At 45.3% G+C, this 11869-nt stretch carries 9 protein-coding genes; 7 read left to right on the top strand and 2 right to left on the bottom strand.

Annotated features, from left to right (window positions below):
- Positions 1-84 precede the first annotated feature (84 nt).
- Both ACU01J_RS18950 and ACU01J_RS18945 read left to right on the top strand, forming a co-directional pair.
- Complete coding sequence (locus tag ACU01J_RS18950) at positions 85-696, top strand: TorD/DmsD family molecular chaperone (RefSeq protein WP_481087102.1); 612 nt, start codon at positions 85-87, stop codon at positions 694-696.
- Complete coding sequence (locus ACU01J_RS18945; RefSeq protein WP_481087101.1) at positions 683-1180, top strand: 4Fe-4S binding protein; 498 nt, start codon at positions 683-685, stop codon at positions 1178-1180. Before ACU01J_RS18950 ends, ACU01J_RS18945 begins: the two co-directional genes overlap by 14 nt.
- A gap of 54 nt (positions 1181-1234) precedes the next feature.
- Here ACU01J_RS18945 and ACU01J_RS18940 read toward each other — a convergent pair whose 3' ends face one another.
- Positions 1235-1819, bottom strand: a complete 585-nt coding sequence (locus ACU01J_RS18940) for an FMN-dependent NADH-azoreductase (RefSeq protein ID WP_481087100.1) — start codon at positions 1817-1819, stop codon at positions 1235-1237.
- Between the two features lie 195 nt (positions 1820-2014).
- Here ACU01J_RS18940 and hrpA point away from each other — a divergent pair, with 195 nt between their 5' ends.
- The 5 genes from hrpA (at position 2015) to ACU01J_RS18915 (ending at position 10501) form a co-directional block, all read left to right on the top strand.
- Positions 2015-5944, top strand: coding sequence for an ATP-dependent RNA helicase HrpA (hrpA, locus tag ACU01J_RS18935; RefSeq protein ID WP_481087099.1), 3930 nt, complete (start codon positions 2015-2017; stop codon positions 5942-5944).
- 104 nt (positions 5945-6048) lie between these two features.
- Positions 6049-6540: an outer membrane beta-barrel protein gene (locus ACU01J_RS18930; RefSeq protein WP_481087098.1), complete on the top strand. Its 492-nt coding sequence runs from the start codon at positions 6049-6051 to the stop codon at positions 6538-6540.
- Positions 6541-6711: 171 nt separating this feature from the next.
- Positions 6712-8502 carry an ABC transporter ATP-binding protein/permease gene (locus ACU01J_RS18925; protein ID WP_481087097.1) on the top strand — a complete coding sequence of 597 codons (1791 nt, stop codon included), beginning with the start codon at positions 6712-6714 and terminating at the stop codon, positions 8500-8502.
- 74 nt (positions 8503-8576) lie between these two features.
- Positions 8577-9890, top strand: coding sequence for an ABC1 kinase family protein (locus tag ACU01J_RS18920; protein ID WP_481087096.1), 1314 nt, complete (start codon positions 8577-8579; stop codon positions 9888-9890).
- Between the two features lie 161 nt (positions 9891-10051).
- Positions 10052-10501 (top strand): GNAT family N-acetyltransferase, encoded by a 450-nt coding sequence (locus ACU01J_RS18915; RefSeq protein WP_481087095.1) that lies wholly within the window; start codon positions 10052-10054, stop codon positions 10499-10501.
- A 69-nt stretch (positions 10502-10570) separates the two neighbouring features.
- Here the strand turns inward: ACU01J_RS18915 and ACU01J_RS18910 are convergent, their stop codons facing one another.
- Positions 10571-11830 carry a dicarboxylate/amino acid:cation symporter gene (locus ACU01J_RS18910; RefSeq protein ID WP_481087094.1) on the bottom strand — a complete coding sequence of 420 codons (1260 nt, stop codon included), beginning with the start codon at positions 11828-11830 and terminating at the stop codon, positions 10571-10573.
- Positions 11831-11869: the final 39 nt, after the last annotated feature.

The raw sequence follows: 11869 nt of genomic DNA, 5'->3' as shown, positions 1-11869 counted from the left end.
AATAGAGGGGGGCGATTGTTCGTCCTACCTCTATTCCGTTTTATTTAATCGAAGAATAAAAACACCAGCCATCAAAGGTACTTCATGCAAATTTCTCAACTTGAACCACAAGATACCAGCATCGTTCTTAAGCTGTTTGGTGCACTGTTTTACTACCAGCCAAAAGATTACCCAGCGGCAAATCTCGATACGTTGCTGAGTAATACTGATACGCCAATCGAAGCGCTTAATGACATGCTGCGCAGCTTTCAAAACGAGAGCGAAGATGCACTGCAAATGGAGCACGATCGCATGTTTGCCGGTATTGGTGAGATGCCAGCGCCACCTTGGGGTTCGGCTTATCTAGATAAAGAGGCGGTGTTGTTTGGTGAATCAACCATTGAATATCGTTACTTCTTGCAGCGTTGTGGTTTTGCTTTGGAATCTGACCAACGTGAGCCAGAAGATCAGATCGGCTTGATGCTGATGGTGTTAGGCATGTTGATTGAAACTGAACAGCAAAAGCTGGCATCTGAAATGCTGCGCGAGCACTTGATGACGTGGTTTGGTTTTTTCAACAAGCGCTTCAAAAAAGCCGTGACTCTCACGCCTTACTCAAAACTGTCGAACCTTACCGAAGAATTACTTCAATCCTTGAGTGAGCAATACCAAGTCGTTGTGTCAGCAAAAAGAGATTACTCGGATGCGCCAGTCTGAATCGGTTGATCTAAGCAAGCGACGTCTGTTTTCATTCCGTCGTGCACCAGTAGAGAAAGCTCAAGAGCCTCGTGTTAACGCGAGACCACCGTACGCGGTGGAAGAGTCGATGTTCACAAGGCTATGTGATGGATGCGGAAAGTGCGCTTTAGCATGTCCAAGCCAAATCATAGAAATGGTTGAAGGCGTTGCCGCGTTAGATATCAGTTACTCGGCATGCGATTTATGCGGCGCGTGTAAGTCGGCGTGCCCTACATTAGCGCTTTCAAACCAAACAGAGTCTACAGGCTTAATTGCTACTATCTCAAACAGCTGCGAAAACTTATACGGTTACTGCGGCAGTTGCGAGGACAGCTGCCCTTATGATGCCTTGCAGTGGCAAGATGATGTCAAACCTAAAATTGACGCTGCCAAATGCAAAGGTTGCGGACAATGCGCGCAAAGTTGCTACAACAGCATCATTAGCTTTGACTTAAAACGATAAAAAGGGATTGGCGCGAACCAATCCCTTTTTGTTTGTATTCAATTCTATTTAATCTTATGCCAAGGTTGCCAATTGGCTTTGTGCGGCTGAAATGCCTTTCGCTGCTGCGTCTTCGCCCATGTTTAGTGCTTCTGCGTAAACAAATTCCACATCCGTGATACCAACAAAGCCCAATACTGTGCGTAGGTATGGTGTCATGCTGTCGGTTGGTGAGTCTTTATGAAGACCGCCGCGAGTGGTGACTACGATTGCCTTCTTATCTTCAATTAGACCTTGAACGCCGTTTTCTGTGTATTTGAATGTCACGCCTGCACGAGCAATCAAATCAATCCAGTTTTTAAGCTGAGTTGGAATCGTAAAATTGTACATTGGCGCTGCGATAACCAATGTATCTGCCGCTTTGATTTCTTCAATCAAGGTATCAGATAGGTCAACCACTGCTTGTTGTTCTTGTGAAAGATCTTCTGTTGCACGAAGTGCGGTCGCGACTGAAAAGTCTAAAACAGGCAGTGGATTTGCAGCTAGGTCACGAACAGTTAGCTTATCTTGGTCTACATTTTTGATGAAGTCTTCGACCAGTTTGTTCGATTGAGAGTAATCTCCAAGGATGCTTGATTTAAGAGCGAGTACACGAGACATATAGAGTTCCTTTAATAAGTGCTTTCGGCTATGTGATGCATTATAGGTAATGCACTAAGGCTCAAAACCCTATGGATTTGCTTAAGTTGTTCGAAAAAATTGAATGAAGGTACAATGCCGCTTTCCGTTATCTTGTTCTAGCCCTTATGTGATACAATTCATGCAGTTTTATCGATAAAAAGAATAGGTAACGCTTTGACTTCGTCACAGCCAGAAAAATCGACCGCAGCTGAGGGTAAAGCTCAGGCCAACAATGCGGCGTCACTTCGCAAAGCACTTAACCAGTGCATGATCAAAGACAGATTCCGTTTAAGTAAACGTATTTCCGGCGCAAATAAAATTAAGAAAGATGCCGCGAGAAACGCCGTTTTCGACGAGATCGCATTAGATATCGCTAAGTCCATGATGGATGCTGAGCAGCGCGGTAACTACACCCCGACCATTGAATACCCAGAAATTCTTCCTGTAAGCCAGAAAAAAGATGACATCGCTAAGGCGATTGAAGAAAACCAAGTAGTAATTGTTGCCGGTGAAACGGGTTCAGGTAAAACCACCCAGTTGCCAAAAATCTGTGCTGAACTTGGCCGTGGTAAGTTTGGCTTAATTGGCCATACGCAGCCTCGTCGTTTGGCGGCTCGTTCTGTAGCGAATCGTATTGCAGAAGAGATGGAAACTAAACTGGGCGAGTTTGTTGGTTATAAGGTTCGATTTAACGACCAGATCTCTGAAAATACCCAAGTAAAATTGATGACGGACGGTATCTTGTTGGCAGAGATTCAACATGACCGTTTTCTCAATCAATATGACACCATCATCATCGATGAAGCGCACGAACGCAGCCTGAATATCGATTTCATCTTGGGTTACTTAAGAGAGCTATTACCTCGTCGCCCAGATCTAAAAGTGATCATTACGTCAGCGACCATTGATCCTGAGCGTTTCTCTAAGCACTTTGATAATGCACCGATTATCGAAGTGTCAGGTCGAACTTACCCAGTTGAAACACGTTACCGTCCACTTCGCGGTGATGATGACGTCGATCGTGATCAGCTTGAAGGTATTTTTGAAGCAGTTGATGAACTGTGCGATGAAGGGTTAGGTGACATCCTAATCTTTATGAATGGTGAACGTGAGATTCGAGATACCGCTGATGCGCTGAGTAAGCGAAACTTAAAGTCGACAGAAATCGTACCGCTATACGCACGTTTGTCGGCTGGTGAACAGAACAAGATTTTCCAACCTCATGCAGGTCGCCGAATCGTGCTTGCAACAAACGTTGCTGAAACATCGTTGACTGTTCCGGGTATTAAATACGTCATTGACCCGGGTACGGCGCGTATTTCTCGCTACAGCTACCGCACTAAGGTTCAGCGCTTACCAATTGAGCCAGTTTCGCAGGCGAGTGCCAATCAGCGTAAAGGTCGCTGTGGTCGTGTAGAAGAGGGTATCTGTATTCGTCTTTACTCTGAGGACGACTTTAACTCACGTCCTGAGTTTACCGATCCAGAGATCCTGCGTACCAACCTAGCATCGGTTATCTTGCAGATGACCGCACTTGGTTTGGGCGATATTCAAGCCTTCCCATTTGTGGAAGCGCCTGACAAACGCAACATCCAAGACGGTGTTCGCCTTCTCGAAGAGTTAGGTGCAATCAATGCGGAAGCGAAGGATCCTAAGAAGCGATTGACCAGTATTGGTCGTCAACTGGCACGTTTGCCTATCGACCCACGTCTAGCGCGTATGGTACTTGAGTCGCCAAAATACGGCGCAACTAAAGAGTTGATGATCATTGCTTCAGCGTTATCGATTCAAGATCCGCGTGAACGCCCAAGTGACAAACAGCAGTCGTCAGATGATAAGCACAAACGGTTCTTCCATGAAGAGTCAGATTTCCTAACGTTTGTGAACCTGTGGGACTACATCCAAAAGCAACAGAAGAATCTGTCAGGCAATCAGTTCCGCAAGCAGTGTAAGCAAGATTACCTAAACTACTTGCGCGTTCGTGAGTGGCAAGATGTCTACTTCCAAATCCATCAATCAATGCGTGAGATGGATTTCAAACTCAATGATGAACCAGCGTCGTATCAAGGCGTGCACTCAGCAATCTTGGTTGGTTTGCTGTCGCATATTGGTATGAAAGACCAAGAGAAGAATGAATATCAAGGTGCGCGTAATGCTCGCTTCCATATCTTCCCTGCATCTGGCCTATTCAAAAAGCAGCCTAAATGGATCATGTCCGCTGAGCTGGTGGAAACATCTAAGCTTTGGGGCCGAATTATTGCCAAGATTCAACCAGAATGGATTGAGCCTTTAGCAAAACACCTGATTAAACGTAGCTACAGCGAACCGCATTGGTCGAAGAAGCGCGCTGCCGTTATGGCTCACGAAAAAGTGATGCTTTATGGGGTGCCAATTGTACCAAAACGCCTAGTTAACTATGGCAGTATTGATTCGACGGTAAGCCGTGAGATTTTCGTTCGCAGTGCACTGGTTGAAGGTGAGTGGGAAACCAAACATGCGTTCTTCAAGCAAAACCGTAAGCTACTGCGTGAGGTAGAAGAGCTAGAGCACAAGTCTCGTCGCCGCGATATCTTGGTTGATGACGATGAGCTGTTTGATTTCTATGATCAACGTGTCGGTACTGAAGTGGTATCTGGCAAGCACTTTGATACTTGGTGGAAGAAAGCATCGAAAGAAAACAGTGAACTGCTAAATTTTGAAAAAGAGATGCTGTTCAAAGGCGATGCGAGCCACGTTACTGATCTCGATTATCCGAACTTCTGGCATCAGAATGGGCTTAAGCTTAAGTTAAGCTACCAATTTGAGCCGGGTGAAGGCAACGATGGCGTGACGGTTCACTTGCCGCTGCCGATTCTTAATCAAGTCGAGCCAGGTGGCTTTGATTGGCAGATCCCTGGGCTGCGCCATGAATTGGTGGTGAGCCTAATTAAGTCTCTGCCAAAGACCATCCGTAAGAACTTTGTTCCTGCGCCAAACTACGCGGACGCATTCTTAGCACGAGCAACAGCGATGGAAGCTCCACTTCTCGATTCGTTGGAGAAAGAGCTACGCCGTATGACGGGTGTTGAAGTACTGCGCGAAGATTGGAAGCTTGAACAAGTGCCAGAACACTTGAAGGTGACGTTCCGAGCGGTCGATCACCGTAATCGCAAGCTGAAAGAAAACCGCGACTTGCATGAGCTTAAAGAGAGCCTAAAAGACAAGGTTCAAGAGACCTTATCTAAGGTCGCCGATGATGATATTGAGCAACAAGGTTTGCATACGTGGAGCTTTGGTGAACTGCCTAAAGTGTATCAGCAAAAACGTGGTGGCTACGAAGTGAAAGCCTACCCAGCACTGGTTGATAGCAAAGATAGTGTCGAGATTAAGCTATACGAAACAGAGTATGAGCAAGTCACTGCGATGAAAGCAGGCCAACGTCGCTTAATCTTGCTCAACGTACCATCACCGATTAAGTACCTGCATTCGAATCTACCGAATAAGTCGAAGCTAGGTTTGTACTTTAACCCTTACGGCAAGGTACTCGATCTCATAGATGACTGCATCGCTTGCGGTGTTGATAAGCTTATCGAAGAGAAAGGTGGCATCGTTTGGGAACCAGAGCAGTTTGAAGTGTTAAAAGAGCATGTCAGAGCGGAATTAGGTGACACCGTGGTGGAAATCGCTCAGCAAGTTGAGACTATTCTGACAACCGCATTTAACATCAATAAGAAGTTAAAAGGTAAAATCGATTTCACGATGGCTTTTGCCTTATCTGATATCAAAGCTCAGATTGAAGGACTGATATTTAAAGGCTTTGCAACCGAGTGTGGCTGGAAACGTTTGACAGATATTTTACGTTATATGAAAGCAATAGAGCGTAGAATGGAGAAGCTACCGATCGATCCAAATAAAGATCGCTTACACATGCTCAAAATTGAATCAGTAGCGAATGATTACAAAGAGTTACTGAACAAAATACCAAAAGGTGTCGCGGTACCTGATAATGTTAAAGAGGTTCGCTGGATGCTCGAAGAGTTGCGAGTTAGCTATTTTGCACAGCAACTTGGAACACCTTACCCAGTATCAGACAAGCGCGTGAAAATGGCCATAGACGCTTGTTAGGCACATTATTTGCATACTTATTGGGTATCAATCGGAATTTTGACTATACTGGCAGAGGTTTGCCGCAGCGAACTTCTGTTTTAAATAACTAGAGAAGGTTTATTATGAAAAAGACACTACTAGCGCTAGCTCTAATCGGCGCGTCAGCTACAGCTTCTGCTGATTCTTGGATTTACGGTAGCGCAAGTGTAGGTCAGGCCGATCTGAATGGTGAGACAGGAACATCATACAATGTGCATGTTGGTACCGGTATCCTGCCATTAATTGGTTTAGAGGCGGGTTACCAAGACTTTGGTGATTTTGATGGTGTTAACTATGCGGGGCAAATTCGTGACCTTGAAGGTTCAGCGGTTTACTTTGCTGCTAAACCAAGCATTGATTTTGGTCCACTGCACGTTTACGCAAAAGCGGGTCTTCACTCTTACGAGCTAAGCGGTACTAACTTCAAAGAAGACGAAATCGACATGATGTACGGTGTTGGTGCTGAGTACTTCGTAATGGGCCCTATCTCTCTAGGCGCTAGCTACAACGTATTCTCAATGAAAGAAGAAGACGTGAAGAACTTCTCTCTAAACGCGACATTCCATTTCCTATAATGAGTTCGCGGTTGTGATTTAAAAAGCCTGACTTCGGTCGGGCTTTTTTGTGTTTACTGATCGCTCGTCGGTGTATCACAACGCACACTATTTACCCGAACGACTTGCGAAAGTTATAGTTGCTCCAATAACTTATGTTAGAGCGCTAACGTATGGTGAAAAGGTATCTAAATGCAATCAGCATCAAATCTCGAGTCAGATAATCCCCAAGTCACCAAGAAGAACCTTGGAATCCTTTTTGAGCTGCTAAAGTTCATTAAGCCTTATCGAGTAAAAGTTGGTGCAGCCTTGGTTGCCTTGATCTTTACGGCTTCATTGACGCTTACCGTTGGCCATGGTGTGAGAATACTGATCGACCAAGGTTTCGCTCAGCAATCAACGTATGAGCTTGGTAGTGCGATTGGCTTTATTCTGATCGTTACCGTCCTTATCTCGATCGGTACGTTCTTTCGCTTCTATTTAGTGTCGTCAGTGGGAGAGCGAGTCAGTGCTGATATTCGATTAGCCGTGTTTAATCATATCGTTACGCTTCACCCAAGTTATTTTGAGACCAATAGCAGCGGTGACATCATGTCTCGTATAACCACAGATACTACCTTGCTGCAAAGTATCATTGGCTCTTCGTTCTCGATGGCAATGCGCAGTGCTCTAATGTGTGTTGGCGCTATCATTATGCTGTTCGCCACCAACATCAAATTGACCCTCATAGTATTGGCTTCAGTACCGTTTGTTTTGGTGCCGATTCTATTTTATGGCCGAAGAGTTCGGGCTCTGTCACGCCAAAGCCAGGACTCTATGGCTGATGTGGGTAGCTATGCTGGTGAAGCGATTGAGCATATCAAAACCGTACAAAGTTATAGCCGAGAAGCTGAGGAAAAAAGTTACTTCTCAAAAGAAGTAGAAAAAGCATACGACATTGGCCGTAAACGGGTAAAGCAACGTGCGATCTTAATTTCCGGTGTGATTGTTATCGTCTTCAGTGCGATTTCAGGAATGCTGTGGGTTGGGGGCAGTGATGTCATCAACGGCACAATGTCAGCGGGTGATTTAGGTGCATTTGTCTTCTATGCGATTATGGTTGCCTCTTCATTAGCGACGATTTCTGAGGTGATGGGGGAACTGCAAAGGGCGGCAGGAGCGACTGAACGATTGGTCGAAATTCTTCAGGTGAAAAGTGACATTGTCGCACCTAATGTGTCGGTCAAACCTTCGTCATCTTTGGCTGCCGAAGTCAGTTTCAATGATGTGACGTTTTATTATCCATCACGACCAGATACTCCCGCATTAGAGCAGTTAACCTTGCAAGCTGAAGAGGGCAAAGTTCTGGCGTTGGTTGGACCTTCAGGTGCGGGTAAGAGTACTCTGTTTGAGTTATTGCAGCGTTTCTACGATCCGCAAACGGGTAAAGTTATGTTTGGCGGTGTTGATGTGCGAAACTTTGCGCCAAGTGAACTTCGTGAACAGATGGCACTTGTTCCCCAGCAACCCGCATTGTTTAGTAATGATGTGTTCTACAATATTCGTTACGGAAACCCTGATGCTACCGACGAGCAGGTAATTGAGGCAGCGAAGAAAGCGCACGCCCATGATTTTATTATCAAACTGCCAGAAAGTTATCAGAGCTTTCTAGGAGAGCGAGGCGTGCGATTATCTGGTGGGCAACGCCAACGTATTGCCATTGCGAGGGCCATCCTAAAAGATCCAAGTATCTTATTGCTTGATGAGGCGACCAGCGCCTTAGACAGTGAAAGCGAGCACCATGTCCAACAAGCCTTAGATGAGCTGATGCGCGATCGAACTACCATCATTATTGCGCACCGACTGTCTACTATCCAACATGCTGACAAAATCGCAGTCTTTGACGATGGAAAGCTGGTGGATATCGGCAACCACCAACAGTTGATGGAGGGGTGTGAGTTGTATCAACGCTTAGTTGAACTTCAATTTAAGCACCTTAACTGAGAACAAATCGTTGCTAGTTAAGCCAAAGTGGTCTGTTGAACGTATACAAGTGTGAATCATTAAAGAGATAGTTCATGTCGACAAAACAGAGAAATATACCTACCCATCGAATCTCACGCTTCGGAAAGCTTGCGTCACTGGCCACACGTGTTGCAGGTAACGTTTTAACTGAAGGGACAAAGCAGTTGGCAAAGGGTCAAAGGCCTAAGGCGAAAGATCTGATTCTGACACCAGCGAATATCTCAAGACTCACCGAACAACTGGCACACTTACGTGGCGCAGCAATGAAGCTAGGTCAAATGCTATCTATGGATGCTGGTGACGTTCTTGAGCCGGAACTTGCTGATATTCTCGCAAGGCTACGATCGGATGCCGATCCGCTACCTGCGAAGCAGCTCAATCAGGTGTTAGAAGGGGCGTTAGGGGCAGATTGGAAACAAAGGTTTGCGGCTTTTAACTTTAAGCCCGTGGCCAGCGCTTCGATCGGTCAGGTCCACCAAGCCTATAGCGATGCTGGTGAAAAGTTGGCGGTGAAAGTGCAATATCCAGGAATCAGAAAAAGCATCAATAGCGATGTCGATAACGTGGGGACATTGCTCAGTATCGTTGGTCTAATTCCAGAATCGGTTGATTATAAGGGCTTACTCGAAGAAGCGAAAAAACAGCTGCACGATGAAGCTGATTACCAGCGTGAAGCGAATTTTGCGCAGCGTTATCATCAAGCTTTGCAAAACACTGACCACTTTGTAGTGCCGAGTATTCATACTAACATAACCTCTGAATCTGTCTTGGCGATGGACTTCCTTGAAGGTATTTCAATCGAGAATGTAGAAACCTTAGCGCAGCCTGAGCGTGACCTTGTAATGCATCGTTTGCTTGAGTTGATGTTCAAAGAGTTGTTCGACTTCAAAATGGTTCAAACTGACCCTAATTTTGCTAACTACCTTTACATGCCAGAAACAAAGAAAATTGGCTTACTCGATTTTGGCGCGACGCGTGAATACAGCGATAGGTTCAGTAACGGATATCGCAAGGCTTTTTCATCGGTGGTGCAGGGGAACGAGTCGGGCTTGAACGATGCCTTGGAACAAATCGGTTTTTTCAGCCAGGACATTTTACCGGAGCAGCGCCAAGCCATTCTCAACTTGGTTAAACTTGCCTGTGAGCCTATGCTGGTGGATGAAGAGTATGATTTCAGAGCCAGTGGCTTAGCTATGCGTTTAAGAGAGGCCGGAACGATATTAAGTATGGAGCAAGACTACTGGCACACACCTCCGGCTGATGCACTGTTTTTACACCGCAAGATTGGTGGTATGTATTTACTGGCTGCGCGAATAGGAGCAAAAGTGAATATCCATCAGTTAGCCATGCCTTACTTAAAGGTCTAAAGGGGGCTATTTAGAGCGTGTTTCACCTGATTACTTAGACGATATAAAGATCAAAGGCTTAGCTTTGAGACATGCCTTTTAAACTTAGAAGTTAGCGTTGAGAATTATTGAGTCAATTGACACTATCTAAAGCATTTGAAACAAGGAATGTGAGAACACCATTGACTACTAACATCATTAGAGCCAGCGTCAAGCAACTAGACTTGGTTGCCGACCTATTCAACCAGTATCGAGTTTTTTACGGTCAAGAGAGCGACTTCAAACTCGCTCATCATTACATCAATGAAAGACTTCATAACGATGAATCCGTCGTGTTTCTAGCAGTGAATGCTGATGGTGAGGCGTTGGGCTTTACTCAACTTTATCCGAGCTTTTCATCTGTGTCAGCACAGCGTAGCTGGATTCTAAACGATCTGTTTGTCACAGAGAATGGCCGTTCGGGTGGCGTAGGTCGAGCATTAATGAATGCCGCTACACAACATGCGATAGACACCGGTGCGAATGGATTAAGCTTAGAAACCGCCCATGATAATGTAGTTGCGCAAAGTCTCTATGAATCATTAGGCTATAAAAAGGAAACGGCTTACCTAAGCTATTTCTTGAGCGTGTAGATTGAAACTTTCTACCATTAAAAAAGCCACTCGTTTGAGTGGCTTTCGTTTATCTAGAACAAACAGAACTTAAGCTTGTTGTTTTTGTAGCTCAGCTTCTTTTTCTTCGTCTTCGATTAGCGCATCAACGATAACCGCACACGCAGCATCACCGGTGATGTTAAGTGCTGTACGAATCATGTCGAAGATACGGTCAAGAGCGAACAGTAGTGGTAGACCTTCGATTGGAATGCCAGCCGCTAGAAGTACCGCAACAACAAGGAATGAAGGACCTGGAACACCTGCTTGACCTACCGCACCTAGTGTAGAGGTTACGATGATCGCGATGTACGCGCCCATACCTAGGTCAATGTTGAATAGTTGAGCAAAGAAGATAGCAACCAAGCCGTAGTAGATTGCGTTACCGCTCATGTTGATTGTGGCACCTAGAGGAAGAACGAATGATGCTGTAGAGTTCTTAACACCCAGTTCGTGCTCAACGGTATCTAATGTTACTGGTAGCGTTGCCATTGATGATGCAGTTGATAGAGCAACCGCTTGAGGCTTCTTCATTGCCACTAGGAACTTCTTCGCAGAAGTCTTAGTGAAGATATGCACCATTAGCGGGTAAGCAACAAAACCGAATATAAGAATCGCAGCAACATAAACAACGAATAGCTTGAACACCACCATTAGTGCACCAAAGCCAAACGTACCAACCGCCTCAGCCATTAGACCGAATACGCCGATTGGAGCAATGATCATAACTTTGTTGATCATCCATACCATTGCGTCAACGATGGCGTTTACACCGTTGATGATTGGATCACGCTTTTCTTTCGCTTGTTTAGAAATCGCAATACCAAAGAACATACAGAAGACTAGGATCTGTAGGATGTTTGCTTCATTCAGTGATTGGAAAACGTTGGTAGGGATCATACCAGTGATGGTCGCCCAGAAAGAAGGAAGATCACCTTTTGAAGCGTATTCAGCTGAGAACATACCTTCGACGCCGGATACGTCGATGCCCATGCCTGGCTTGAATACTTCACCCATAAATAGGGCTAGCGCTACTGCTAGTGCAGAGGTTAGGCCGAAGTAGCCCAAAGTCACCACACCAACTTTACCAGCTGATTGGCTATTACCAAGTCCAGCAGCACCAGAAATCAGTGCAACGGCTACCAATGGGATAACCAGCATTTTAATTAGGTTGATGAAGATCGCACCTAGAGGAGCGAACATGGTTGCGCTCTCGCCCATGAAGGCACCAACGGCAGTACCGATAATCATAGCGATGACAACTTGTACACCAATATTGCTTAGCAAACTCTTTTCTTTTAACACTTCCATAACCTCTGTGCTAATAAAATTTAAAAATCCAGGATTACC

It is taken from the genome of Vibrio sp. 2433-A1 (assembly GCF_056726085.1).
Note: the sequence above shows the minus strand (reverse complement) of the source record. Positions and strands in the feature narration are given on the sequence as shown.

What these genes read in the sequence shown, in the direction of transcription:
- ACU01J_RS18920 (WP_481087096.1), top strand. Translation starts at nt 8,577, where the DNA reads ATGTCGACAAAACAGAGAAATATACCTACCCATCGAATCTCACGCTTC.
- ACU01J_RS18930 (WP_481087098.1), top strand. Translation starts at nt 6,049, where the DNA reads ATGAAAAAGACACTACTAGCGCTAGCTCTAATCGGCGCGTCAGCTACA.
- ACU01J_RS18925 (WP_481087097.1), top strand. Translation starts at nt 6,712, where the DNA reads ATGCAATCAGCATCAAATCTCGAGTCAGATAATCCCCAAGTCACCAAG.
- ACU01J_RS18910 (WP_481087094.1), bottom strand. Translation starts at nt 11,830, where the DNA reads ATGGAAGTGTTAAAAGAAAAGAGTTTGCTAAGCAATATTGGTGTACAA.
- ACU01J_RS18945 (WP_481087101.1), top strand. Translation starts at nt 683, where the DNA reads ATGCGCCAGTCTGAATCGGTTGATCTAAGCAAGCGACGTCTGTTTTCA.
- ACU01J_RS18950 (WP_481087102.1), top strand. Translation starts at nt 85, where the DNA reads ATGCAAATTTCTCAACTTGAACCACAAGATACCAGCATCGTTCTTAAG.
- ACU01J_RS18940 (WP_481087100.1), bottom strand. Translation starts at nt 1,819, where the DNA reads ATGTCTCGTGTACTCGCTCTTAAATCAAGCATCCTTGGAGATTACTCT.